At 73.8% G+C, this 23,609-nt stretch carries 25 protein-coding genes; 20 read left to right on the top strand and 5 right to left on the bottom strand.

The window, feature by feature from the left end; all coding sequences use genetic code 11:
* Positions 1-6 precede the first annotated feature (6 nt).
* The gene (locus tag ACGF4F_RS16685; protein ID WP_357439525.1) at positions 7-321 is read right to left on the bottom strand and encodes a hypothetical protein; all 315 of its coding nucleotides are present in this window, start codon (positions 319-321) and stop codon (positions 7-9) included.
* A 356-nt stretch (positions 322-677) separates the two neighbouring features.
* On the opposite strand from ACGF4F_RS16685, the gene folP reads away from it, so the two are divergent.
* The 7 genes from folP to ACGF4F_RS16720 all read left to right on the top strand — a co-directional run bounded on the left by folP (position 678) and on the right by ACGF4F_RS16720 (position 5,478).
* Positions 678-1,541 carry a dihydropteroate synthase gene (gene folP / locus ACGF4F_RS16690; protein ID WP_357439527.1) on the top strand — a complete coding sequence of 288 codons (864 nt, stop codon included), beginning with the start codon at positions 678-680 and terminating at the stop codon, positions 1,539-1,541.
* Positions 1,542-1,596: 55 nt separating this feature from the next.
* On the top strand, positions 1,597-1,956 hold the full coding sequence (gene folB / locus ACGF4F_RS16695) for a dihydroneopterin aldolase (protein WP_393078124.1): 360 nt from the start codon (positions 1,597-1,599) through the stop codon (positions 1,954-1,956).
* A complete protein-coding gene (gene folK / locus ACGF4F_RS16700) occupies positions 1,953-2,480 on the top strand; it encodes a 2-amino-4-hydroxy-6-hydroxymethyldihydropteridine diphosphokinase (protein WP_393078126.1) in 528 nt (175 codons plus the stop codon). The genes folB and folK overlap by 4 nt, the downstream gene beginning before the upstream one ends.
* Before the next feature lie 141 nt (positions 2,481-2,621).
* Entirely contained in the window at positions 2,622-3,110 is a 489-nt protein-coding gene (locus tag ACGF4F_RS16705; protein ID WP_198940496.1) for a DUF3180 domain-containing protein, read from the top strand.
* A gap of 119 nt (positions 3,111-3,229) precedes the next feature.
* Complete coding sequence (locus ACGF4F_RS16710) at positions 3,230-4,435, top strand: ABC transporter permease (protein ID WP_357439534.1); 1,206 nt, start codon at positions 3,230-3,232, stop codon at positions 4,433-4,435.
* Positions 4,436-4,593: 158 nt separating this feature from the next.
* Entirely contained in the window at positions 4,594-4,902 is a 309-nt protein-coding gene (locus ACGF4F_RS16715) for a hypothetical protein (protein WP_357439535.1), read from the top strand.
* A 75-nt stretch (positions 4,903-4,977) separates the two neighbouring features.
* Positions 4,978-5,478 carry a hypothetical protein gene (locus tag ACGF4F_RS16720; RefSeq protein WP_357439538.1) on the top strand — a complete coding sequence of 167 codons (501 nt, stop codon included), beginning with the start codon at positions 4,978-4,980 and terminating at the stop codon, positions 5,476-5,478.
* Between the two features lie 32 nt (positions 5,479-5,510).
* Here the strand turns inward: ACGF4F_RS16720 and ACGF4F_RS16725 are convergent, their stop codons facing one another.
* On the bottom strand, positions 5,511-6,506 hold the full coding sequence (locus tag ACGF4F_RS16725; protein ID WP_357439540.1) for an ATP-binding cassette domain-containing protein: 996 nt from the start codon (positions 6,504-6,506) through the stop codon (positions 5,511-5,513).
* A gap of 2 nt (positions 6,507-6,508) precedes the next feature.
* Between ACGF4F_RS16725 and ACGF4F_RS16730 the strand changes: the two genes are divergently transcribed.
* From ACGF4F_RS16730 to ACGF4F_RS16745, 4 genes are all read left to right on the top strand, one after another.
* Positions 6,509-7,195, top strand: a complete 687-nt coding sequence (locus ACGF4F_RS16730) for an ABC transporter permease (RefSeq protein ID WP_073837732.1) — start codon at positions 6,509-6,511, stop codon at positions 7,193-7,195.
* Positions 7,192-7,914 carry an ABC transporter permease gene (locus ACGF4F_RS16735; protein ID WP_393078131.1) on the top strand — a complete coding sequence of 241 codons (723 nt, stop codon included), beginning with the start codon at positions 7,192-7,194 and terminating at the stop codon, positions 7,912-7,914. Before ACGF4F_RS16730 ends, ACGF4F_RS16735 begins: the two co-directional genes overlap by 4 nt.
* 170 nt (positions 7,915-8,084) lie before the next feature.
* Complete coding sequence (locus ACGF4F_RS16740; protein ID WP_357439546.1) at positions 8,085-9,089, top strand: glycine betaine ABC transporter substrate-binding protein; 1,005 nt, start codon at positions 8,085-8,087, stop codon at positions 9,087-9,089.
* Positions 9,090-9,285: 196 nt separating this feature from the next.
* On the top strand, positions 9,286-10,947 hold the full coding sequence (locus tag ACGF4F_RS16745; RefSeq protein WP_393078134.1) for a hypothetical protein: 1,662 nt from the start codon (positions 9,286-9,288) through the stop codon (positions 10,945-10,947).
* Positions 10,948-10,965: 18 nt separating this feature from the next.
* On the opposite strand, the gene ACGF4F_RS16750 is transcribed toward ACGF4F_RS16745, so the two are convergent.
* Both ACGF4F_RS16750 and ACGF4F_RS16755 read right to left on the bottom strand, forming a co-directional pair.
* Entirely contained in the window at positions 10,966-12,135 is a 1,170-nt protein-coding gene (locus ACGF4F_RS16750) for an NADH-quinone oxidoreductase subunit D (protein WP_393078137.1), read from the bottom strand.
* Positions 12,136-12,178: 43 nt separating this feature from the next.
* On the bottom strand, positions 12,179-13,342 hold the full coding sequence (locus ACGF4F_RS16755; RefSeq protein ID WP_393078435.1) for an SAM-dependent methyltransferase: 1,164 nt from the start codon (positions 13,340-13,342) through the stop codon (positions 12,179-12,181).
* Positions 13,343-13,554: 212 nt separating this feature from the next.
* Between ACGF4F_RS16755 and ACGF4F_RS16760 the strand changes: the two genes are divergently transcribed.
* The 7 genes from ACGF4F_RS16760 to ACGF4F_RS16790 all read left to right on the top strand — a co-directional run bounded on the left by ACGF4F_RS16760 (position 13,555) and on the right by ACGF4F_RS16790 (position 20,459).
* Positions 13,555-14,532, top strand: a complete 978-nt coding sequence (locus ACGF4F_RS16760) for a Rossmann-like and DUF2520 domain-containing protein (protein ID WP_393078140.1) — start codon at positions 13,555-13,557, stop codon at positions 14,530-14,532.
* A gap of 55 nt (positions 14,533-14,587) precedes the next feature.
* A complete protein-coding gene (gene panC, locus ACGF4F_RS16765; RefSeq protein WP_393078143.1) occupies positions 14,588-15,436 on the top strand; it encodes a pantoate--beta-alanine ligase in 849 nt (282 codons plus the stop codon).
* Between the two features lie 30 nt (positions 15,437-15,466).
* Entirely contained in the window at positions 15,467-15,895 is a 429-nt protein-coding gene (panD, locus tag ACGF4F_RS16770) for an aspartate 1-decarboxylase (protein WP_357439558.1), read from the top strand.
* 89 nt (positions 15,896-15,984) lie between these two features.
* Positions 15,985-16,878 carry a septum formation family protein gene (locus ACGF4F_RS16775; RefSeq protein WP_393078147.1) on the top strand — a complete coding sequence of 298 codons (894 nt, stop codon included), beginning with the start codon at positions 15,985-15,987 and terminating at the stop codon, positions 16,876-16,878.
* A gap of 61 nt (positions 16,879-16,939) precedes the next feature.
* A complete protein-coding gene (locus ACGF4F_RS16780) occupies positions 16,940-18,655 on the top strand; it encodes an L-aspartate oxidase (protein WP_393078149.1) in 1,716 nt (571 codons plus the stop codon).
* Between the two features lie 55 nt (positions 18,656-18,710).
* Positions 18,711-19,607 carry a carboxylating nicotinate-nucleotide diphosphorylase gene (gene nadC / locus ACGF4F_RS16785; RefSeq protein ID WP_393078152.1) on the top strand — a complete coding sequence of 299 codons (897 nt, stop codon included), beginning with the start codon at positions 18,711-18,713 and terminating at the stop codon, positions 19,605-19,607.
* 93 nt (positions 19,608-19,700) lie between these two features.
* A complete protein-coding gene (locus tag ACGF4F_RS16790) occupies positions 19,701-20,459 on the top strand; it encodes a type III pantothenate kinase (RefSeq protein ID WP_357439568.1) in 759 nt (252 codons plus the stop codon).
* Positions 20,460-20,548: 89 nt separating this feature from the next.
* On the opposite strand, the gene ACGF4F_RS16795 is transcribed toward ACGF4F_RS16790, so the two are convergent.
* Positions 20,549-21,289, bottom strand: a complete 741-nt coding sequence (locus ACGF4F_RS16795) for a class I SAM-dependent methyltransferase (RefSeq protein WP_357439570.1) — start codon at positions 21,287-21,289, stop codon at positions 20,549-20,551.
* Between the two features lie 93 nt (positions 21,290-21,382).
* Between ACGF4F_RS16795 and lysS the strand changes: the two genes are divergently transcribed.
* Together lysS and ACGF4F_RS16805 are read left to right on the top strand one after the other, a co-directional pair.
* On the top strand, positions 21,383-22,891 hold the full coding sequence (gene lysS / locus ACGF4F_RS16800; RefSeq protein ID WP_357439573.1) for a lysine--tRNA ligase: 1,509 nt from the start codon (positions 21,383-21,385) through the stop codon (positions 22,889-22,891).
* Between the two features lie 114 nt (positions 22,892-23,005).
* On the top strand, positions 23,006-23,356 hold the full coding sequence (locus ACGF4F_RS16805) for an Lsr2 family protein (protein ID WP_148793152.1): 351 nt from the start codon (positions 23,006-23,008) through the stop codon (positions 23,354-23,356).
* Positions 23,357-23,609: the final 253 nt, after the last annotated feature.

Below are 23,609 nucleotides of genomic sequence, written 5' to 3' on the forward strand. Positions count from 1 at the left end.
CCGCGCCTATTCGAAGATCAGGTTGATCAGGTAGTCGCCGACGAAGAAGAGTGTGGCGGCGCCGGCGATGAAGGCCAGGCCGACGATGGCGATCGCGGAGCTGGTCAGCACCTTGGAGATCTCGCCCCGGCTGGCCCGCCCGATGAAGATGACGCCGAGCACCGCGAGCAGGATCGGCGCGATCTTGCTGGCGAAGAAGCTGACGATGTTCTCGGTGGCGATGCCCTTGGGTGCCGGCTCGGCGAGTGGAGTCGACGCCAGGGTGTGGAGCGCGTGGTCGACGGCTGCCGTCGCCGCCCCCATGAGCTCGGTGGCGATCACTGGAAACCTCCCCATGTCGCGGCCGGCGGCGCCGCGGCGGTGCAGTAGGCAAGCCTGGCGGGATGGTGCTCATTGGGCACAGCGTGCGCGACGCTGTGTTCGTCACCCACCACGGAGAGTGGCGAGCTTTGGGGGGATTCTTCCCGCTTCGGCCCTCCCTCCAGGCTTCGCCATCTCGATGCTGGGCAATTCCAAAGCGTACGGGCCGGCCCCCTTTGCGACAACCCGCGAAGAGTCGACCCGGAGCGACCCGGACGACCGATCGTACACCTGTTCCAATTCGCATGTCAGGGCCGTCGTGGCCGGTTGCCGCCCGGGCCGCCGGAAGCCCTGCTGGCGACCGGTACTGTCGGGTCGTGACCGAGCTGGTACGGGCGCAGGCCCCGGTGGTGATGGGCGTCCTCAACGTCACGCCCGACTCCTTCTCCGACGGCGGCAGGTACGCCGATCTCGACGCGGCCGTCGGACACGGAGTGCGACTGCGCGCGGCCGGCGCGGACCTGGTCGACGTGGGTGGCGAGTCCACCCGGCCGGGCGCCGACCGGGTCGACGCGGAGACCGAGACGGCCCGGGTGCTGCCGGTCATCCGCGAGTTGAGCGCCGCCGGCATCCCGGTCAGCATCGACACCAGCCGGGCCCGGGTGGCCGAGGCGGCCCTCGCCGCCGGCGCGGACGTGGTCAACGACGTCTCCGGCGGCCTCGCCGACCCGGACATGGCCCGGGTGGTCCGGGACGCCGGCTGCCCCTGGGTGCTCATGCACTGGCGGGGGCACTCACGCGAGATGCGCGACCTGGCCAGCTACGGCGACGTGGTGGCCGACGTCCGGACCGAGCTGAGCCAGCGGGTCGACGAGGCGCTCACCGCCGGGATCGCCGCCGAGAAGATCATCGTCGATCCCGGACTGGGCTTCGCGAAGACCGCCGCGCACAACTGGGAACTCAGCGCCCGCCTGCCCGAGCTGGTGGACCTCGGCTTCCCGCTGCTGTTCGGGTCGAGCCGGAAGTCGTACCTGGGCCGGCTGCTCGCCGACGCCGACGGCACCCCCCGGCCCACCTCCGGCCGCGAGGCGGCCACCATCGCCACCAGCGTGCTCGCCGTGGCGGCCGGGGCCTGGGGGGTACGGGTGCACGACGTCCGCGGCACCGCCGACGCGCTCGCCGTCTGGCGGGCCACCGGCCGCCCGTGCCTGGCGACCACCGTGCGGGAGGGGGACCGGTGAGCGCGAGGAGTGAGCCGGTTTTGCGAGCCCCGCAGTCGCGAACGAAGGGGGCACGGTGACCGACCGGATCGAGCTGACCGGCCTGCGGGCCCACGGCCGGCACGGGGTGTACGACTTCGAGCGTGCCCAGGGGCAGGAGTTCGTGGTCGACGCGGTGCTCGAACTCGACCTCGCCCCGGCCGCGCGCTCCGACGAGGTGACCGACACCGTGCACTACGGCGAGCTGGCCGAGCGGCTGGTCGCCGTGATCACCGGCGAGCCGGTCAACCTGATCGAGACACTCGCCGACCGGCTGCTCGCGGTCTGCCTGGCCGAACCGCTGGTCGTCGCCGCCACGGTCACCGTCCACAAGCCCGAGGCCCCGATCCCGCACACCTTCCGGGACGTGGCCGTGACGATGCGGCGTACCCGGTGACCCGGGCCGTGCTGTCGATCGGCAGCAACCTGGGTGACCGGCTGGCCCACCTCCGCGCGGCGGTGGCCGCGTTCGGCGACGCGGTGCTGGTCGTCTCCGGCGTCTACGAGACTCCACCGTGGGGGGACGCCGACCAGCCCGCGTACCTGAACGCGGCGGTGCTGGTCGGAGACCCGGCGGCGACCCCTGGCGACTGGCTGGCCCGGGCCCGGGCCGCGGAGCGGGCGGCCGGGCGGACCCGGGACCCGGAGCGCCGGTACGCGCCGCGCACCCTCGACGTCGACGTCATCGCGGTCTGGGACGACGCCGGTGCGCCCGTGCTGAGCGACGACCCGGAGCTGACCCTGCCGCACCCCCGCGCCCACCTGCGGGCCTTCGTGCTGCGGCCGTGGATCGACATCGAACCGCACGGCCGGCTGCCCGGGCACGGCTGGCTGACCGACCTGCTCAACGCCGAGCCGCTGGCCGGGGACGCCCTGGAACTCAGCCCTCGACCGGATCTGGCGTTACAGTCGGACCCATGACCCAGTGGAGCCGGGCGGCATGAGCGAGCGCCGCGAGCGAATCATCCGGCACTGTGCCGCGGAGCCTCAGGCGGGTGCCGAGCGGAGCGAGGCGACCGCATGAGTCAGGCGCAGTTCCCGCGCGACCCTGAACGATGGCGGATGGGTCCCACCCGGATCTCCACACTGGTGGTGGCCGGGCTGGCCGCCGCCGCGTTGGCCTGGCTGCTGATCAGCAGCTTCTACTACCCCAGCGCGCCGAACCTGCCCTGGCTGCCGGTGGTCACGCTGGCCGGCCTCGCCGTGCTCGAGGGGTACGCGGCGGTCAACACCCGCGGCCGGATCGAACGCCGACCCGGGCGGGACCCGGTGAATCCGCTGCTGGTCGCCCGGTTCGTGGTGCTGGCCAAGGCGTCATCGCTGGCCGGGGCGATCTTCGCCGGCTTCTACGCCGGGCTGACCGGGTGGCTCTTCGTCGAGCGGACCAACGCCGCCGTCGGCGACCGGCCGGCCGCCGTGGCCGGGCTGGTCGCCTCACTCGCCCTGGTCGCGGCGGCGCTCTGGCTGGAGCGGTCCTGCCGGGTGCCGGAGCAGGAGGACGACGAGGACCGCGATCCCGGCGACCGGGAGACTCCGCGCGGCCGCCTCTGATCAGGGGTTCCCACCATCCGCGCCCGCAGGTACCGTGCCTGGCGACCGGAGAGCAACGGCCGCCGCCGGTCCGCCCGAGCGTCGGACGGCACGGCCGGGCGACGTGGGAGGCGCGGGTCATGGGGTACGACGAAACGGGCCGGGCCGAGTCGTCCGGGGTGCCCGCCGCCGTGCTGGAGAACGTCTTCGACGACCCCGCGCACGGCGAACCCGGCCGCGACCGGATCGCCGTACACGTGGTCTGGGAGTTCCTGCTGCTGGCCGGGCTGGCTGGGCTGACCTGGCTGCTCTGGCGCGCGGACGCGGACGCGCTGCGTGGCAGCGGCCTGAAGACCCTCCTGGTCGCCGTGGCCGGGCTCGGGCTGCTCGCCCTCGCCGCCGGGCTGAGCCTGCGCGCCGCCGTGGTGAATCTGGCGGTCGGCCCGGTCGCGGTGGCCGCCGCCCTGCACTACGCCGAGCAGGGCGACCGGGGCGTCCGGGAGGCGTTGCTCCCCGCGCTGGCGGTGGCGGTGCTCGGCGGGCTGGCGCTGGCCCTGGCGGTGGTGGTGCTGCACGTGCCGGCCTGGGCGGCGAGCCTGGCCGGTGCGGCCGGTGTGATCGTCTACATCGAGCGGCGTACCGGCCCGGTCGTGGTCCAGGGCGGGTACGACCCCCGGCCCACCGCCCTGTACCTCGTCATCGGCTTCGCCGCAGTGGCCGTGCTCGGCGGGCTCTTCGGCGCGATACGGCCGATCCGGCGGCTGGTCGGGCGGTTCCGGCCGGTCGTCGACCCGGCCCGGCGCCGGGGCGCGGTCGCCGCCACGGTGGCGGCGTTCGCCATGATCGGCTCCACCGTGCTGGCGATGCTCGGCGGCATGCTGATCGCGGCGAACGGCAGTGGCCCGGTCGCGCCGGCCACCGGGCTGGACTGGTCGGTGCTGGCGGTCGGCACCGCGATGCTCGGCGGCACCAGCGCGTACGGCCGGCGCGGCGGGATCTTCGGCACGCTGTTCGCGGTGAGCCTGGTGGAGGTCTTCCTGGTCTGGGCGGCGGCGCAGGGCTGGACGATCAGCCGGTGGGCCGTCGGCGGGGCGACGCTCGGCGTCGGGCTGCTGGCCACCCGGCTGGTCGAGAAGTTCGGCCGGCCGCGGCCGGCCCTCGTCCCGGCGGAGTTGGGGCCGCCCGGCGATCCCACGATCAGCTCCGGCTGGGCGTTGGCCCGGCCGCCGGAGCCGGCCGACGACTGGCCCTCGGTGCTGCCGGTACGCACCGACCCGACCGTCGACAGGTGGGACGCCCCGCGCTGGGAGAGCGAGCCGCGCCGCTGGGACGCCGACGACCGCTGACGACACCGGACGGCGTCGATCGCGGCCGCCGCCGGCGATGACGGGCCGAACCTGATCTCGCCGGTTAGGCTCGGCGGCATGAGCGAGCGCCAGCGAGCGAATCATCAGCCCAGCCCGGTCGTGTCTCATGCCGTCGCCGAGCGAAGCGAGGCGGTGGCATGAGCGAGACTCCTGCCACCGGCGCCGGCGGCCGTACCTTCGACGAGCTCGACAGGCTCTCCACCGAGGAGCTGCGCGAGCAGGCGTTCGCCCTGGCCCGGGAGCGCCGCGACGTCGGGTTCTTCTGGTCGGTGCTGCGGCACCTGCCCAACTCGGACGAGGCCGCCGCCCTGGACGGCGCCCCCAACTCGGTCGGGCCGACCATCGACGAGGCCAACGCGCTGTGGCGGGAGCTGACCGGCCACGGCTACGAGGAGTCCGCCCCGTTGCTGCGGGCCGCGTTCATCGACTACCTGCTGAAGCACTGACGGATGGCCGTCCGCCGACCCAGGGCGGTGGCGCGCAGGTTTGCCCGGCGGGGTGCGTCGGGCACTGACCGTCCCATGGCGCTGCGCAACCGCCCCCGGACCGTCAGCAGGTACGGCACGGCCGCCGGCACCGGCGCCCTCGCCGCGCTCCTCCTCGTCGGCGTGTGCGGCAGCCCGATGTACGTGGGCTGGGTGCAGGATCACACCGACCCGAACGGAGCCGGCGGCTGGTTTCTGCGGCTGCTCGCCTGGCCGGCCTGGCGGCTGCACGCCGACGACCCGTCCCAGGGGGTGCTCGCCGCCGACCTGCGGGCGATCCTGCTGGTGATCCTGGCCGCCGCCCTCCTCTACCTGCTGCCCGCCGCACAGGTGGCCCGGGTGCAGGGCTCGGCCAGCCAGTTCCTCTCCGGCTGGGCGGCGTACGCCCTGGCCGGCGGGTTCACCGGGCTGCTGGCCAGCCTCCTCGGGCCGGGCGGATCGCTCCTCGCCGCCTTCCAGGCCGCCAGCGCCGGGGTCGGCTACGGCTTCTTCGCGGGCTGGATCATCGGTCTGGCCAGCCTCGGCGGCCGCGCCTGAGGCGACTCACGGCGTTCCGCCCCCGCCGCCGCTCAGTCCGCCACGGCGCCCAGTTCCAGCAGCCGGGACCGGCTGAGCAGCCCGACCGGCCGCCCCTCCTTGGTGACCACGGCGTGCTCGGCGGCCGAGCTGAGCAGCGCGGCCAGTGCGTCGTACGCCGAGCCGCCCAGCGGCACCGCCGGCAGGTCCGATCCGTCACCGGCCGGGAGCGGCTCCAGCACCTCGTGGGTGACCGGGGTGACCGCCAGCCGGCGGATGCCCCGGTCGGCGCCGACGAACTCGCGCACGAACGGCGAGGCGGGCGACCCGAGCAGGGCGGCCGGGGTGTCGTACTGCTCCAGCCGGCCGCCCTCGGAGAGCACGGCGATCCGGTCGCCCAGTCGCACCGCCTCGTCGAGGTCGTGGGTCACCAGCACGATGGTCTTGCGGACCTCGGCCTGGAGCCGCAGGAACTCCTCCTGCAGCCGGGTCCGGACGATCGGGTCGACCGCCGAGAAGGGCTCGTCCATCAGCAGCACCACCGGGTCGGCGGCGAGCGCGCGGGCCACCCCCACCCGCTGCCGCTGGCCGCCGGAGAGCTCGTGCGGGTAGCGGCGGCCGAACTGTGCCGGGTCGAGGCCGACCAGCTCCAGCAGCTCGTTCACCCGGTCCCGGGTCCGCCCGCGCGGCCAGCCGAGCAGCCCGGGCACGGTCGCCACGTTGGCGGCGACCGTCTGGTGCGGGAAGAGGCCGACGTTCTGGATGACATACCCGATGCGGCGGCGCAGCGCCACCGGGTCGACCCGGGTGACGTCGTCGTCGCCGAGCAGGATCCGGCCGTCGGTCGGCTCGATCAGCCGGTTGATCATGCGGAGCACGGTGGACTTGCCGCAGCCGGACGGGCCGATCAGCACCACCAGCTCGCCGGCCTTCACCTCCAGGCTCAGCTCCCGCACCGCCTCCGTGCCGTCGGGGTAGCGCTTGCGGATGCGCTCGAGAGTGATCGATGCCGCGCTGTGTCCGCCGGCGGATCCCGGGGTAACGTCCACGTGTGTCCCTCCACCTCAGCTACCGGGCCGCGCCGGGTAACCCGTGGTTCTCCTGGCAGTACGTGCGGGACAACTCTGACACGATCCTCGCGGCGCTGCGCGAGCACGCCTGGCTGACCGGCCGGGCGGTGCTGATCGCCGCGCTGGTGGCGCTGCCGCTGGCGGTGGCCGCGTACTGGTTCCGGTCGCTGTCCGGGCCGATCCTGGCGCTCGCCGGGGCGCTGTACACGATCCCGTCGCTGGCCCTGTTCGCCTTCCTCGCGCCGTACCTGGGCATCGGCGCGGTCACCGTGCTCAGCGTGGTGGCGCTGTACGCGCTGCTGGTCATCGTGCGCAACGCGTTGGCCGGGCTCAATCAGGTGCCGCCCGAGGTCCGGGAGGCCGCCGAGGGGATGGGGTACGGCCGCTGGGGCCGCCTGTTCCGGATCGAGTTGCCGCTGGCCCTGCCCGGCATCCTGACCGGCCTGCGGCTGGCCACCGTCTCCACGGTGGCGCTGGTCACGGTCGGGGTGGTGGTCGGCCGGGGCGGCCTCGGGCAGCTCATCTTCGCCGGCTTCCAGAACAACTTCTACAAGGCGGAGATCATGACCGGCACGGTGCTCTGCGTCCTGCTGGCGCTGGTGCTGGACCTGGTCCTCGCCGGCGTCGGCCGGCTGCTCACCCCCTGGCTCCGCCGGCGGGCCGCATGAACCCCGTCGAGCAGGCCGTGGTCTGGCTGAACGACCCGCTGAACTGGACGAACCCGGGCGGCGTCCTGGACCGGCTCGGCGAGCACCTGAGCATCTCCGCGCTGGCCGTCCTGCTGGGCTGCCTGGTGGCCTGGCCGGTCGGGCTCTGGCTCGGACACACCGGCCGGGGCGGTGGTGCCGTGCTGCTGGTGTCCAACGTCACGTTGGCCATACCCACCCTGGCGCTGCTGACCATCCTGCCGCTGACGTTTCTCGGCTTCGGCCGCCCGGCCGTGGTGGTCGCGCTCGCGGTGTTCGCGGTGCCGCCGCTGCTGGCCAACGCGTACACCGGGGTGCGGCAGGCCGACCCGGAGGCCCGGGACGCGGCGCGCGGCATGGGGCTGTCCGGCGGGCAGTTGCTGCGCCGGGTGGAGCTGCCGCTCGCGGTGCCGTACCTGGCCGCCGGGTTCCGTACCGCCGCGGTGCAGGTGGTCGCCACCGCGGCGCTGGCCTCCTTCGTCAACGGCGGCGGGCTGGGGCAGATCATCCGGGCCGGCTTCGGGCTGGACATCGCGGCCGGCGGTGGCCAGATCATCGCCGGCGGGGTGCTGGTCGCCGGGCTGGCGCTGCTGGTCGAGGGGGTGCTGGCGCTGGTGGAGCGGGCCGCGACGCCGCGCCCGCTGCGGCGGGCCCGAGGCGCGGCGAACCGGCGCGTGACCGACGCCACTGCGGGTGCCTGAACCGGGCCAAACCGCGTGCCGGGTGACGATCCGGTGACGAAATCGGCTCGGAGTTTGTCGGTCCGGCCCGGAGGATATTGGCTGGAATCGCGGGCGGCCGACCGGATCGCCCGTCGGACACGCGGCCGGCCCGAGACGGGTCGCGCCGGGACACGGAAGGCGGGCAATCGATGCGCGCACGTACACGCCTGGCCGTCGGGGCACTCGGCGCCCTCACCGCGGCGGGCCTGCTCACCGGCTGCGGTGACGCCGGTTCCTCGGGCACCGACGCCCCCCAGCAGGGCGCCTCCGGGGCCGGCTGCGCCCCGGTCGCGGGCGACCAGCTGGTCGTCCTCACCGACGACAAGAAGCTGCAGAACACCGACAACGTCCTCCCCGCGATCAACAAGAAGGCCGCCACCCCGCAGCTGGTCGCCGCGCTGGACAAGGTCTCCGCGAAGCTCGACACCACCAAGCTGATCGAGCTGAACCGGGCGGTCGACGTCGACCGGAAGACCCCGCAGGTCGCGGCGAAGGCGTTCGCCGACGCCAACGGCGTCACCCAGGGCGTGGAGCAGGGCCCGGGTGGCCAGGTCACGGTCGGCGCGGGCAACTTCAGCGAGAGCCAGACCATCGCCGAGCTTTACAAGATCGCGCTCACCGCGGCCGGCTACCAGGTCAAGGTGCAGACGATCGGCAACCGGGAGCTCTACGAGCCGGCCCTGGAAAAGGGCGAGATCCAGGTCGTCCCCGAGTACGCGGCCACCATGGCCGAGTTCCTCAACACCAAGGCCAACGGCAAGGACGCCGAGCCGATCTCCTCCCCGGAGCTGGACAAAACGGTCAGCGCGTTGACGGCGGCGGGCGACAAGGTCGGCATCACCTTCGGCCAGCCGTCCCAGGCCCAGGACCAGAACGCCTTCGCGGTCACCAAGGCCTTCGCCGACAAGTACCAGCTCGCCACGCTCTCCGACCTGGCGAGCAAGTGCTCCGGCCAGGCCACCGTGCTGGCCGGCCCGCCGGAGTGCCCGCAGCGGCCGAAGTGCCAGGCCGGCCTGGTCCAGGTCTACGACTTCAAGGCCGGCTCGTTCAGCTCGCTGGACGCGGGTGGCCCGCAGACCAAGAACGCGCTGAAGACCGGGGCGGCCAGCGTCGGCCTGGTCTTCTCCTCCGACGCCGCGCTCGCCGCGAGCTGACCTCCCGCGACCGGCTCGGCGCGTCTGACGCCGTGCCGCCGATCTGGAAAAGTCGCCGGTCGCCGACGGACCGAACCCGGTCCGTCGGCGACCGGATCCGGCCGGGACGCCCAGCAGCGAATGCCTGGTCGCCACCGTTACATCGGTGCTTTCGGCCCGTTCCCTACCGGGGCAACTCTCGGTAGTCTGCTCAGCCATGCCCGCCCCGGTCGCCCCCGCCGAAAAGCGCACGCCATCGCTACTGAACGTTCTGTTCTGGATCGGGGTGGCGCTCGCGCCCCTGGCGGCGCTTCTCCTGCTGGTCGCCGACGGCGACGGTCCGCTGCGGTTCGGTGCCGTGCTGGCGATCCTCGCCGTGGTGCTGATCGGTCTCTCCATCGCGCTGCGCGCCGAGGGCAGCGGCGGCGCGGCCGGCGTCGAGGAGGTGCGCGAGGAGATCGAGCAGCTTCGCCACGAGCTGCGCAGCGAGATCGTGGCGGCCGCGCAGCGTGGCAACCAGGCGCTCGACCAGGCGCACCGGACCCAGGAGACGGTCACCGCGTTGCGCCGCCGGCTGGACGCCGCGGCGGCCGCCGCCGCCGGCATCGGCACCCCCGCCGCTGCGGAACCCGCCGGTGGCCGTGCCCGGGTGCCGTCCACCGGGACGTACGACGACGGCCGGGCCAGCTACGCCGCCCCCGAGCAGCCCGGCTGGGGGCAGCCCGCCGGCCGGGACGAGGACGAGCCGGCCCGCCGCCCGGAGTCCGGCACCCGTTACGGCACGGAGCGGCCCGCCCCGCCCGCCGACCGTTCGCAGCCCGGCGTCTACGGCGCCCCGCGTACGCCGGAGCCGGACGGGCGGCCGGAACCCCGGCAGGTCGGGGTGGTGCATCGCACCGAGACCGTGCACGTCACCACCCGGCACACCATCGTGGACGGTGCCGCGGATCCGGCCACGGGTGGCCACTACGGCGGCTACGCCGGCCGCTGGTCCCCGGCGCCGGAGGAACGGCCGTGGAGCGGCGCGGAGCCGGAGGAACGCCCCTGGTCCGGGTACCGGGAGGCGGAGGACGACCACGCCTGGCCGTCCGGCGACCGCCGGACCGGCCACGGCGGCGGCACCTGGTCCGGCCAGAGTGAAACGCGGGACGGCGGTACCTGGTCCGGGCAGGGCGGGGCGCGGGACGGCGGCGCCTGGTCCGGCCAGGGCGGTGAGCGGGACCGGTCCACGGAACCGGCCGGACCGGCGGACCAGCGGTCCTGGTCGGCGGACCGCGACGGCGACCAGCAGTGGTCGACGAGCCGGGCCGGAGCCCGTGCCGAGCAGTCCTGGTCGGCGACGCAGGACGAGCGCTCCTGGGCCGGCCCGCGGGCGGGCTGGACGTCGCCGGACGGCGCCGAGGTTTCGCCCGCGCCGCCCGGCCGGGCCGTCTCCGACGATCCGGACGGCGAGTACTGGTCCGAGTTGCGCGCGGGGAACCGCTGGGCGTCGGTCCGCGACGACGAGCATGGCCGGCAGGTCCGGGTCGGGGAGCGGCACGCCGCGGTGCACGCCGACGGCGCCGGCACCGAGTACCGGGTGGAGGATCGCTGGGCGTCCGTCCGCGAGCCCCACCGGGGCCACGCGGCGCCCGCCGACGCGGGATCCGGCTGGGCGGGGGAGAACCGGCCGGCCCTGCCGGTCGGTGGGGTGCCGGTACCGGACGAGTGGCGTCCCCCGGCGCAGCGCAGCGGGCAGGCCGAGTGGCGCCAGGTGGAGCCCGAGTGGCACCAGGCCGAGCCGGAACCGGCGCGGTACGGCGACGACCGGCACGGCTACCCGCCGCGCGGCGAGGCGGCCCGGGCCGCCAGCCCCCGCTCCGCCGACCGCTGGCGCTGACCCCGCCGGAGCCGAGGGCTACTTGTCGATGTCGCCGACCACGAAGAACATCGAGCCGAGGATGGCGATCAGGTCCGGCACCAGGCAGCCGGGGAGCAGGGTCGCCAACGCCTGCACGTTCGCGTACGAGGCGGTGCGCAGCTTGAGCCGCCACGGCGTCTTCTCGCCTCGGGACACCAGGTAGTAGCCGTTGATGCCGAGCGGGTTCTCGGTCCACGCGTAGGTGTGCCCCTCGGGGGCCTTGACCACCTTGGGCAGCCGGGTGTTCACCGGTCCGGTGAGCCGGTCCACCCGGTCCAGGCACTGCTCGGCGAGGTCGAGCGAGGCGTACACCTGGTCGAGCAGCACCTCGAAGCGGGCGTGACAGTCCCCGGCGGTCTTCGTCACCACCGGCACGTCGAGCTGGTCGTACGCCAGGTAGGGGTCGTCCCGGCGGAGGTCCAGGTCCAGGCCGGAGGCCCGGGCGACCGGCCCGGACGCGCCGAACGCGGCGGCGTCCGCCGCCGACAGCACGCCCACCCCGACCGTCCGGGCCAGGAAGATCTCGTTCCGTCGGATCAGCTGGTCCAGGTCCGGCATCCGCCGGCGGACCTCGGCGATGGCCGCCCGGGCCCGGCCCGTCCAGCCGGCGGGCACCTCCTCTTTCAGGCCGCCGACCCGGTTGAACATGTAGTGGATCCGGCCACCGGAGACCTCCTCCATCACCGCCTGCAGGGTCTCCCGCTCGCGGAACGCGTAGAACATCGGGGTGATCGCGCCGATCTCCAGCGGGTACGAGCCGAGGAACATCAGGTGGTTGAGCACCCGGTTCAACTCGGCCAGCGCCATCCGCAGCCAGGTCGCGCGTTCGGGCACCTCCATGCCCATCAGCCGCTCCACGGCCAGCACCACGCCCAGTTCGTTCGCGAAGGCCGAGAGCCAGTCGTGCCGGTTGGCCAGCACGATGATCTGCCGGTAGTCGCGTACCTCGAAGAGCTTCTCGGCGCCCCGGTGCATGTAGCCGACGATCGGCTCGGCGGACACCACCCGCTCGCCGTCGAGCACCAGCCGCAGCCGCAGCACGCCGTGGGTGGAGGGGTGCTGCGGGCCGATGTTGAGCACCATGTCGGTGCCGAGCTGCTCCCCGCCGGCACCCGTGCCGACGGTCAGTTCGCGGAGGTCGCCGGCGTCCGTGGTCATGCCCGTCATCGTGCCACGAGCGCGGATCAAGCCGGCAGCCCAACCATGACGGTCATCCCGGGCAGGCGCAGGGATCCCAGCCGGGCATGACCTGGGCGACCGGGACGCCGACCGGTTGCAGCAGCCACCAGTGCCCGCCCAGGCCGGCCGGGTCGGTCAGCTCGGCCACCGCCGACGCGGCGGCGAGCGCCCGAACGTACCCGGCGGGATCCTGGGCGGCCAGGCTCCGCGGCGGTCGCCCGCCGTCGGCCCCGAGCGCCCGCAGCCCTTCCCACTGCGTGATCAAGGTGTACGCACACCCGGCGACCCGCTCACCGGCAGCGGCGACCGAGTCCATGGCGACGTGCGCGGTAACGTCGCACGACCCGTCCGGCACCGGCGGCACCTGCCGCCCACCCCGATACCCGGTCAACGTTCCCTCCACCGGCCGGCCGTCCCTCAGGTGCCCGTAGTCCACGGCCAGCGCGCAGCCCTTCTCGATTCGCTGGACGGCTTCGGCCCAGGCTTTGTCCCGGGTCCTGCCGATCTCGGCCCTTGATGCCGTGGGGGGTTCCGGGCAGCCCGACCGGCTCCGGGCGGTCAGGCTTGATCCCTCCGCCGGCCGGGCCGCCCGGAACCCCGAGCCGGTCAAGCTGATCCCGTCGCTTCCGGTCAACGGCCACCACCGGTCCAGCCAGTCGGCATCCGCCGCGTCGACCAGATCACCCACCGACTCTTCACTCGTCGGGTCCACCAGCAGATATCGCCAGCCCTCGGGAGTGTCCACGGCCAGGTCCAGCGGGACGTTGTCCAGCCACTCGGTGGCCAGCAATAGTCCGGTGATCCGGTCCGGGATCTCGTCGGCCCAGTGGATCTCCGCCGGGAGGTCGTCGGGGCGGGGTGCCTTCTCGACGGCGGTGAGGCGTACCCGGTCGGCGAGCGGGAGCGGCGCGGCGGGCGACGGCCCGGCGGAGAGCGACCCGAGCCCGGAGGGCAACGGGCGGGCGGCGGCCGGGGCGGTCCCCGCGAGCAGCGCCCGAAGCAGCTCACCCCGCCCAGCCCCCACGTCCACCACGTCAAGACGAGGGGGGTGACCCAGCGCACGATCAAGGGAGTTGAGGAGGCGCAGCAGGCAGGAGGAAAGCACCGGGGAGGCGTGCACGCTGGTGCGGAAGTGGGCGGCCGGCCCGGCACCGGAGACGAAGAATCCGCCCGGACCGTAGAGCGCCCGCTCCATCGCCGCTCGCCACGGCAGCGGCTGCTCGGGGAAGGTCACCCGCTGACGGTACGACCGGGCTGTGGCCGGTGCCGGCGGCGGCTCACCCGGTGCCCAGAATTCCGCGTTCCACACGCTCGGTGAAGGTTTTCACACATGCTTGTTCAGGGTCCGTGACCCCGGCGCATACTTGCGATCGACCGGTACCCCCATCGAGGACTGGATCGATTGTCATGAGCGCACCGCTGCGCCCGCGTCCGGCCGCCCCGCGCGGGCTCGCCGTACCGCCGGGTGGCGCCCCCTCCGGCGCCCCGCTCGTCTTTCCGCGCGCCCTCACCGTCGGCGTGCTCGGCGCCGGCCGGGTCGGCGCCGTGCTCGGCGCGGCCCTCGCCGCCGCCGGCCACCGGGTGGCCGCCGCCTCCGGCGCCTCCGGTGCCGCGCAGGCCCGGCTGGCGCTGCTGCTGCCGCGGACCCCGAACCGGTCCGTGACCGCGGTCGCCCGCGCCGCCACGGACCTGCTGATCGTGGCGGTCCCCGACGACGCCCTGGCCGGCGTGATCGCCGGCCTGGCCGAGGCCGGCGCGCTGCGCCCCGGCCAGGTGGTCGCGCACACGTCCGGCGCGCACGGGCTGGCCGTCCTCGCCCCGGCCGCCGCGGTCGGTGCCCGGCCGCTCGCGCTGCACCCGGCGATGACCTTCACCGGTACGCCGGACGACCTGACCCGCCTGCCCGGCATCTCGTACGGGGTGACCGCCCCGCCGGAGCTGCGTCCGCTCGCCGCCCGGCTGGTCGCCGACCTGGGTGGGGTGCCGGAGTGGGTGGCGGAGGCCGACCGCCCGCTCTACCACGCGGCGCTGGCGCACGGCGCCAACCACCTGGTGACCCTGGTCAACGAGGCGGCCGACCGGCTGCGCGACGCCGGGGTGGACCGGCCGGAGAAGGTGCTCGCCCCGCTGCTGCGGGCCGCCCTGGAGAACGCCCTGCGGCTCGGTGACGACGCGCTCACCGGCCCGGTCTCCCGGGGCGATGCCGGCACCGTACGCCGGCACCTGGAGCGGCTGGCGACGACCGCGCCGGAATCCGTGGCCCCCTACCTGGCGTTGGCCCGACGGACGGCAGACCGCGCCATCGCGGCCGGCCGACTGCGCCCGGCGGACGCGGAGTCGCTGCTGGACGTGCTGACCGGGATCTACGGGGAGGTGGCTGCGTGAGCGCGAGGAGTGAGCCGATCTTGCGAGCCCCGCAGTCGCGAACCGAGGTGACGCTATGACCGAGCTGGTGCACACGCGCAAGGAACTGACGGCGGCGCGGGACGGGCTGACCGGCACGGTCGGCGTGGTGATGACCATGGGCGCGCTGCACTCCGGGCACGAGACACTGCTCCGGGCCGCCCGGGAGCAGGCCGACCACGTGCTCGTCACGATCTTCGTGAACCCGCTCCAGTTCGGCCCGAACGAGGACTTCGACCGTTACCCGCGCACCCTCGAAGCCGACCTGGAGATCTGCCGGCGGGCCGGCGCGGACGTGGTCTTCGCCCCGGCGGTGGCCGACATGTACCCGAACGGCCAGCCGACGGTCCGGTTGAACCCGGGCCCGCTCGGCGAGGACCTGGAGGGGCTGAGCCGCCCCGGCTTCTTTCACGGCGTACTCACCGTGGTGCTGAAGCTGCTCCAGCTCACCCGCCCCGACCTGGCCTTCTTCGGCGAGAAGGACTACCAGCAGCTCACCCTGGTCCGGCGGATGGTCCGCGACCTGGACGTGCCGACCGAGATCGTCGGCGTGCCGACCGTACGGGAGCCGGACGGCCTGGCCCTGTCCAGCCGCAACCGCTACCTCTCGCCGCAGGAGCGGGCTTCGGCACTGAACCTGTCGGCCGCGCTGCGGGCCGGCGTCGAGGCCGCCGAGCAGGGCGCGGACGCGGGCGGGGTGCTGGCCGCCGCCCACCGCGCCTTCGACTCCGGTACACCCGGCGCCCGCCTCGACTATCTGGTGCTCACCGACGCCGACCTGGAGCCGGGGCCGGTGGCCGGTCCGGCGCGGCTGCTGATCGCCGCCTGGGTGGGCACCACCCGTCTGATCGACAACACGGCGATCCGGCTCGCGCCGCGCTCCTGAACGCACCACCACACCCCGGAAAGGGACCCGATGCTCCGGACCATGCTCAAGTCGAAGATCCACCGGGCCACCGTGACCCAGGCCGACCTGCACTACGTCGGCTCGGTGACTGTGGACGAGGAGCTGCTCGACGCCGCCGACCTGCTCCCCGGCGAGCAGGTGGCGATCGTCGACATCACCAACGGGGCCCGGCTGGAGACATATGTGATCCCGGGGCGGCGGGGCAGCGGCGTGATCGGCATCAACGGCGCCGCGGCGCACCTGGTGCACCCCGGTGACCTGGTGATCCTCATCTCGTACGGGCAGATGGACGACGCCGAGGCGCGGACGTACCAGCCGCGGGTGGTGCACGTCGACGCCGACAACAAGGTGGTCGACCTGACCGCCGATCCGACCACCGCCGCCGCCGGCACCGCCGGTGACCCGGTGCCCAACCCGCTCGCCGCCGCCCTGAACTGACCCGGACAGCACGGTCTGTCACCGGAAGGTCATTTCCGGCTACCCTGGGCGGACCGTCGGGTTGACGGTCGTCGCTGGGGGAGGCCGCGATGCGCCGTGCGATGACGATCCTGGTCGCCGCCCTGGTCGCGGGGGCCGCCCTGGCCGGCTGCGCCGGGGCCGGCGGGCTGGACGGGGACCTCACCGACGACTGGGCCGCGCTGCCGGCGGCCGGGGCGTTCACCCCGGCGGCCGGGGTCTGCCAGGTCGCCGACTTCACCGCCACGGTCGGCCTGGCCGGCTACGACCCGGTGGGCTGCGACCTGCCGCACCGGGTGGAGACGGTGCACGTGGGCGCCTTCCCGGCCGACCGCACCGCCCCACCGGCCCCCGCCTCGCCCGAGCTGCGCACGGCGTTCGCCGACTGCGACGCCCGGGCCAGCGGGTTTGTTGGCGACAACTGGCGGGCCGGGCGGCTGCGGCTGGCGGTGGCCCTGCCCACCGGGCCCGGCTGGACGGCCGGCTCCCGGTGGTACCGCTGCGACCTGACCGAGCTGACCACGGTCGAGGCGGCGGCGCAGGTGGTGACCCGGACGGGCAGCCTGCGGGACGCGCTGAAGGGGCCGTCCGCGCTGCGGCTGGGCTGCCAGCGCACCGGCAGCGATGCCCGGCGGGTGCAGACGCTGTCCCCGGTGGACTGCGGCACCGCGCACGACGCCGAGTTCGTCGGGGTGTGGCCGGCGCCGGACCGCCCCTACCCGACGAGGGACGCCGACTGGGTTCCGCTCTACGCCGGCTGCAACAGTGTCCTCGCCCGGTACGTCGGCGTGCCCGACGACGCGACCCTGCGCTTCCGCAGCGGTGTGGTGGTACGCCCGCCCGGCGCCGGCCGGTGGGCCGTCGGTGACCGTGGTGTCCGCTGCTACCTGTGGCTCAGCGACCGGACGGTCACCGCCTCCCTGAAGGGTGCCGGGCCGGCCGGCCTGCCGGTGCGGACGAGGTAGCCGAAACCACTCGTCCCGCCCCCGCCGCCCGGGGCGAGGGACGTTCGGGTTGACTGTGCTCATGGACGTTCCGACCGTCGACCTGCCGGCCCTGCCCAGGCTGCTGGCCGCGCCCGCACCCGGCTGGGTGGAGACCACGGACGTGATCGTGGTGGGCTCCGGGGTCGCCGGGCTGACCGCCGCGCTGCACCTGCGCGAGGCGGGGCTGCACGTCACGGTGGTCACCAAGGTCAACATGGACGAGGGCTCGACCCGCTGGGCGCAGGGCGGCATCGCCGCCGTGCTCGACCCGACCGACACCCCGGCCGCGCACGCGTACGACACCGAGGTGGCCGGGGTCGGCCTCTGCGACCCGGCGGCGGTCCGCGTGCTGGTGGAGGAGGGCCCGACCCGGCTGCGCGAGCTGATGCGGATCGGGGCCGAGTTCGACCGTAACCCGGACGGCTCGCTGATGCTCACCCGCGAGGGCGGCCACCGGGCGGACCGGATCGTGCACGCCGGCGGCGACGCCACCGGGGCCGAGGTGCAGCGGGCGCTGCACGCGGCGGTCCACCGCGACCCGTGGATCCGGCTGGTCGAGCACGCCCTCGTGCTGGACCTGCTGCGCGCCCCCGGGGACGGCCCGGACGGGCTCGGCCCGGCGTGTGGGATCACCCTGCACGTGCTGGGCGAGGGCAGTGAGGACGGCGTCGGGGCGCTCCTGGCCCGGGCGGTGGTGCTGGCCACCGGCGGCATGGGCCAGATCTTCGCGGCCACCACCAACCCGGCGGTCTCCACCGGCGACGGCGTGGCGCTCGCCATGCGGGCCGGCGCGGCGGTCACCGACGTGGAGTTCGTCCAGTTCCACCCGACCGCGCTGATCGTGCCGGCCGGCGCGCCCGGCGCCGCCCGGGCCCAGCAGCCGCTGGTCTCCGAGGCGCTGCGCGGCGAGGGCGCCCATCTGGTCGACGGTGACGGCAAGCGGTTCATGGTCGGCCAGCACGAGCTGGCCGAGCTGGCTCCGCGGGACGTGGTCGCCAAGGGCATCCACCGGGTGCTGCTGGCCACCGGCGCGGACCACGTCTTCCTGGACGCCCGGCACCTCGGCGGGGACTTCCTGGCCCGGCGTTTCCCGACCATCGTGGCGTCCTGCCTGGCGATCGGGGTGGACCCGGCGACCGACCTGATCCCGGTCGCGCCGGCCGCCCACTACGCCTCCGGCGGCGTCCGTACCGACCTGCACGGTCGCACCTCGATCCCCGGCCTGTACGCCTGCGGCGAGGTGGCCTGCACGGGGGTGCACGGTGCCAACCGGCTGGCCAGCAACTCGCTGCTGGAGGGGCTGGTCTTCTCCCGCCGGATCGCCGAGGACGTCGCCGCCGGGCTGCCCGAGCAGGCGAAGCCGGCCGAGACCGGCGCCTGGGTGGGTGGCCAGGGCTGGGTGGTGCCGGCCGCGACCACCGCCACCCTGCAGCGGGCGATGACCCGGGGGGCGGGGGTGCTCCGCTCGGCGCAGAGCCTGGCCGCGACGGCCGGCACGCTCACTGAGCTGGGTCAGGGCCGGGGGGTTCCGCGTACCGCCGACTGGGAGGCGACGAACCTGATCACCGTGGCGTCGGCGCTGGTCGTCGCCGCGTACACCCGTCGGGAGACCCGGGGCTGCCACTGGCGGGAGGACTTCCCGACGGCCGACGACCGGTGGCTGGGCCATCTCGTCGCCGGGGTCGGGACCGAGGGACGGTTGACCGAGCGCTGGGAGGAACGAGCCCCGCAGTCGCGAACAGAGGAGGCACGGTGAGCGCGAGGAGTGAGCCGGTTTTGCGAGCCCCGCAGTCGCGAACAGAGGAGGCACGGTGAGGGAGTCGACGGAGCGGGCCCTGCGGGCCGGCGGCTTGGACCCGGAGCGGGTACGGCGGGTGATCGTCGACGCGCTCGCCGAGGACCTGGGTCCCGACTTCCTCGACGTCACCAGCGTCGCCACCATCCCGGCCGCCCAGCACGACACTGGTGACCTGGTCGCCCGGGCCGACGGCGTGGTGGCCGGGCTGGCCGTGGCCGCGGCCGTGTTCGAGCTGGTGGGCGAGGTGACCGGCGCCGGCCGTACGGTGGAGGTGTCGCTGGTGGCCCAGGACGGGCAGCGGGTGGCCCGCGGCGACGTGCTGGCCACGGTGGCCGGCCCGACCCGGCTGCTGCTCACCGCCGAGCGGACGGCGCTCAACCTGCTGTGCCGGATGTCCGGGGTGGCCACCCACACCCGGGCCTGGGCCGACGCCCTGGCCGGCAGCAAGGCGATGGTGCTCGACACCCGCAAGACCACCCCCGGCCTGCGCGCCCTGGAGAAGTACGCGGTCCGCGCCGGCGGCGGCACCAACAAGCGGATGGGTCTGCACGACGTCGCCATGATCAAGGACAACCACAAGGTCGCCGCGGGCGGGATCGCCGCCGCCTACCGCCGGGTCCGGGAGGCGTTCCCGGACGTGCCGGTGCAGGTGGAGGTGGACACCCTGGCCGAGGCGGTGGAGGCGGTCGAGGCGGGCGCCGACTTCCTGCTGCTGGACAACATGACCCCGGCGCAGCTGCGCGAGGTGGTCGCGGCGGTGGGCGACCGGGCCGAGCTGGAGGCGACCGGTGGGCTGACCCTGCCGGTGGCGGCCGAGTACGGCGCGACCGGGGTGGACTTCCTCTCGGTGGGCGCGCTGACCCACTCCTCGCCGATCCTGGACATCGCCCTGGATCTGCGCACGGAATGAGCTGTGCTGGTCTTCGTTCGCGACTGCGGGGCTCGCAAACCCGGCTCACTCCTCGCGCTCACCCGCGGCGCGAGCGCCGTCTAGGCTGCCAGCGTGCTGCTCTGCATCGACATCGGAAACACCAACACCGTGCTGGCGACCTTCGACGGCGACAAGCTGGTGCACTCCTGGCGGATCAAGACCGACGCCCGCTCCACCGCCGACGAGCTGGGTCTGATGTTCCGGGGACTGCTCGCCGGTGACGCCGTGGAGATCACCGGGGTGGCCGCCTGCTCCACGGTGCCGGCCGCGCTGCGCTCACTGCGCACCATGCTGGCCCGCTACTACGCGGACCTGCCGAGTGTGATCGTCGAGCCCGGGGTACGCACCGGGGTGCAGCTCGCCATCGACAACCCCAAGGAGGTCGGCGCGGACCGGGTGGTCAACACCCTGGCCGCGTACACCCTCTACGGCGGGCCGTCGATCGTGGTGGACTTCGGCACGACCACCAACTTTGACGTGATCAGCGGCCGGGGCGAGTTCCTCGGCGGCGCCTTCGCGCCGGGCATCGAGATCTCCTTCGACGCGCTGGCCGCCCGCGCCGCCCAGCTGCGCAAGGTGGAGGCCACCATGCCCCGGTCGGTGATCGGCAAGAACACCGTCGAGTGCCTCCAGGCCGGCCTCTACTTCGGCTTCGCCGGCCAGGTGGACCGGATCGTCGAGCGGATGACCGAGGAGCTGGGCGAGGTGAAGGCGGTGATCGCCACCGGTGGCCTGGCTGCCCTGGTGCTCAACGAGTGCCGCACGATTACCCACCACGAGCCGATGATCACGCTCATCGGCCTGCGGATGGTTTATGAGCGGAACCTCTGACCCGGTGGGTTTCCGGGCAGCCCAACCGGCTCCGGGCGGTCAGGCTTGATCCCTCCGCCGGTCGGGCTGCCCGGAAACCCTTCGGTGGTTCAGCGCCGTCGGGAGCGGAAGACGAACGTGCGGTAGGGGAGTTCGACGGTCTCCCGCCCGGCCAGGTCCGGGTGGGTCGCGAAGAGCTCCCGGAGTTCCCGGTCGATCTTTTCCTGCTCCTCCGCCGGGGCGGTGAGCCAGTACGAGCGGGTGTGCAGCATGCCCACCACCTCGTCGGGCGTGAGTGTGGTGGTGTGGGCGAACTCGCCCAGCTCGACCGGCTCGAAGGCGGGGCCGAAGTCGCCGTACTTCTCGGTCACGTCGCCGGCGGTGTCGCCGAGGTGGGCGATCCGGGTCAGTTCCGCCACCCAGGTAACCCGCTCGTCGCGGACGTTCCAGATCGGGGCGAAGGTGCCGCCGGACCGCAGCACCCGGGCGATCTCGGCGTGCGCAGGCTCCTTGTCGAACCAGTGGTAGGCCTGGCCGACCAGGACGGCGTCCGCCGACCCGTCCGGCAGCGGCATCGCCTCGGCGCTGCCGGCCAGCGCCGTCGTGCCCGGGGTGGCGACTGCCAGTTGCGCCCGCATTCCCGGATCCGGTTCCACCGGTACGACGTCGTGGCCGAGCGCGAGCACGCCCCGGCTGAGGATGCCGGTCCCCGCGCCCAGGTCCACCACCTTGGCCGGCACGACGAGCCCGTCGAGCGCCCAGCGCAGCGCTGCCTCGGGATACCGGGGGCGGAACCGGTCGTACTCGGCGGCGGCGACGCCGAAGGAGAGCGCCTGAGTGGGGTCCGTCATGAGCGGCAGGTTATCCCGTAACGGCCAGCAGGCCGCTTGAGTACGCTCATGGGCTGACCCGCCGATTTTTCCCAAGGCTTGAGGAAGCGTGCCGTGACCGAGCAGAACGCCGTGCCAGTCGACCCCGCCGACGACCTTCCGGAGCAGATGAAGGTCCGCCGGGAGAAGCGGGACCGGATGCTCGCCGAGGGCGTCGAGCCGTACCCGGTCGGATACCCCCGGACCAGCACGCTGGCCCGGATCCGGGCGCAGTACGCCGACCTGCCCACCGACACCGCCACCGGCGACCGGGTCTCGGTCACCGGCCGGGTGATCTTCGTACGCAACACCGGCAAGCTCTGCTTCGCCACGCTGCGGGACGGTGACGGCACCGAACTGCAGGCGATGCTCTCGCTGGACCGGGTCGGCCCGGAGCGGCTGGAGGACTGGAAGCGCCTGGTCGACCTCGGCGACCACGTCGGGGTCACCGGTGAGGTGATCACCAGCCGGCGCGGCGAGCTGTCGGTGCTGGTCGAGGAGTGGGCGGTCACCGCCAAGGCGCTCCGCCCCCTGCCGGTGGCGCACAAGCCGCTGAGCGAGGAGGCCCGGGTCCGCCAGCGCTACGTGGACCTGGTCGTTCGGCCGCAGGCGCGGCAGATGGTACGCACCCGCGCCGCCGCCGTGCGCAGCCTCCGCGACACCCTGCACGCGCAGGGCTTTGTCGAGGTGGAGACCCCGATGCTCCAGTTGCTGCACGGTGGCGCGGCGGCCCGCCCATTCGTGACCCACAGCAATGCGCTCAGCACCGATCTGTATCTGCGAATCGCGCCGGAACTGTTTCTCAAGCGTGCCGTGGTCGGCGGTGTGGACCAGGTCTTCGAGATCAACCGCAACTTCCGTAATGAGGGCATCGACTCCTCGCACTCGCCCGAGTTCGCGATGCTCGAGGCCTACCAGGCGTACGGCGACTACAACACGATGGCCGAGCTGACCCGTAATCTCGTGCAGCAGGCCGCGATCGCGGTGGGTGGCTCGACGGTGGTCACCCACGCCGACGGCCGCGAGTTCGATCTCGGCGGCGAGTGGCGGTCGGTGACGCTGTTCGGTGTTCTTTCCGAAGCGCTCGGTGAGGAGGTCACCGTGCGCACGGAAAGATCCCGCCTGGTCGAGTACGCGGACAAGGTCGGGCTCGGTGTCGACCCCAAGTGGGGTCCGGGCAAGCTGGCCGAGGAGCTGTTCGAGGAACTGGTCGTCCCGTCGCTGCAGGCGCCCACCTTCGTGCGCGACTATCCGGAGGAGACCAGCCCGCTGACCCGGGCGCACCGCACGGAGCCGGGCCTGGCCGAGAAGTGGGACCTCTACGTGCTCGGCTTCGAGCTGGGCACCGCGTATTCCGAGCTGGTCGACCCGGTGGTGCAGCGGGAGCGGCTGGTGGCCCAGGCGCAGCTCGCCGCCCGCGGCGACGACGAGGCCATGCGACTGGACGAGGACTTTCTCCGGGCGATGGAGTACGGAATGCCGCCGGCCGGCGGTATGGGAATGGGAATCGACCGGCTCTTGATGGCGCTGACCGGCCTGGGAATTCGGGAAACCATCCTGTTCCCGTTGGTCCGCCCCGAGTAGCCGCGAAGCACTACCGGGTCGTTACCGGGTCCTATTGACGCGGCAAGTGTCGGGCGGGTTATCGTGCTCCTGTAATAACGGGAGCACCACCCTGCTCGAAAGGAATGTGGGGCTGTGGCCAAGCAGATCATTCACAAGCTGGTCGATGACCTGGACGGCGGGGACGCTGACGAGACCGTCAAGTTCGCGCTCGACGGCGTGCAGTACGAGATCGACCTGTCGGCTCCCAATGCCGAGAAATTGCGCGACGTATTCGCTCAGTACATCGCCCACGGCACCAAGGTCGGGCGCGGCGGGGTGGTCGTCGGTGGCCGGGCCGCGCGTGGCCGGGGCGGCGCGACCGCCGACCGCGAGCAGAACAAGGCCATCCGGGCCTGGGCCAAGAAGGCCGGCAAGGACATCTCGGACCGAGGCCGCATCCCGCAGGAGATCGTCGACGAGTACCACGCGAAGGCGGGCCACTGAGCCGACGCGCCCTACCAGGCGACTACGACGCCGGACCGGAGTGCCACTCCGGGCCGGCGTCGCCGTTTCAGCCCTCTCGCGCCGTCTGTCCGGTACGTCCCGCGGCCGTCGGGAGCGGCGGTCGAGTGCCGGGAAACCTGGGCCGGGACCGGGAAGAAAACCGCCGTGGGGGAAGTTGTCCACAGGCAGTGGAGAACTTGTCCACAGGTTGTGGATGACCGGCGGCCGGCACTGACGCCGCCCGCCCCGGCCC

It is taken from the genome of Micromonospora sp. NPDC047740, assembly GCF_043204735.1.
Taxonomy (GTDB): Bacteria; Actinomycetota; Actinomycetes; order Mycobacteriales; family Micromonosporaceae; genus Micromonospora.

Excerpts from the sequence above, each read along its gene's own strand:
- ACGF4F_RS16705 (WP_198940496.1), top strand. The coding sequence starts at position 2,622 with ATGGGTCCCACCCGGATCTCCACACTGGTGGTGGCCGGGCTGGCCGCC.
- ACGF4F_RS16710 (WP_357439534.1), top strand. The coding sequence starts at position 3,230 with ATGGGGTACGACGAAACGGGCCGGGCCGAGTCGTCCGGGGTGCCCGCC.
- ACGF4F_RS16715 (WP_357439535.1), top strand. The coding sequence starts at position 4,594 with ATGAGCGAGACTCCTGCCACCGGCGCCGGCGGCCGTACCTTCGACGAG.
- ACGF4F_RS16720 (WP_357439538.1), top strand. The coding sequence starts at position 4,978 with ATGGCGCTGCGCAACCGCCCCCGGACCGTCAGCAGGTACGGCACGGCC.
- ACGF4F_RS16735 (WP_393078131.1), top strand. The coding sequence starts at position 7,192 with ATGAACCCCGTCGAGCAGGCCGTGGTCTGGCTGAACGACCCGCTGAAC.
- ACGF4F_RS16740 (WP_357439546.1), top strand. The coding sequence starts at position 8,085 with ATGCGCGCACGTACACGCCTGGCCGTCGGGGCACTCGGCGCCCTCACC.
- ACGF4F_RS16745 (WP_393078134.1), top strand. The coding sequence starts at position 9,286 with ATGCCCGCCCCGGTCGCCCCCGCCGAAAAGCGCACGCCATCGCTACTG.
- ACGF4F_RS16750 (WP_393078137.1), bottom strand. The coding sequence starts at position 12,135 with ATGACGGGCATGACCACGGACGCCGGCGACCTCCGCGAACTGACCGTC.
- ACGF4F_RS16755 (WP_393078435.1), bottom strand. The coding sequence starts at position 13,342 with ATGGAGCGGGCGCTCTACGGTCCGGGCGGATTCTTCGTCTCCGGTGCC.
- ACGF4F_RS16760 (WP_393078140.1), top strand. The coding sequence starts at position 13,555 with ATGAGCGCACCGCTGCGCCCGCGTCCGGCCGCCCCGCGCGGGCTCGCC.
- panC (WP_393078143.1), top strand. The coding sequence starts at position 14,588 with ATGACCGAGCTGGTGCACACGCGCAAGGAACTGACGGCGGCGCGGGAC.
- panD (WP_357439558.1), top strand. The coding sequence starts at position 15,467 with ATGCTCCGGACCATGCTCAAGTCGAAGATCCACCGGGCCACCGTGACC.
- ACGF4F_RS16775 (WP_393078147.1), top strand. The coding sequence starts at position 15,985 with ATGCGCCGTGCGATGACGATCCTGGTCGCCGCCCTGGTCGCGGGGGCC.
- ACGF4F_RS16780 (WP_393078149.1), top strand. The coding sequence starts at position 16,940 with ATGGACGTTCCGACCGTCGACCTGCCGGCCCTGCCCAGGCTGCTGGCC.
- ACGF4F_RS16795 (WP_357439570.1), bottom strand. The coding sequence starts at position 21,289 with ATGACGGACCCCACTCAGGCGCTCTCCTTCGGCGTCGCCGCCGCCGAG.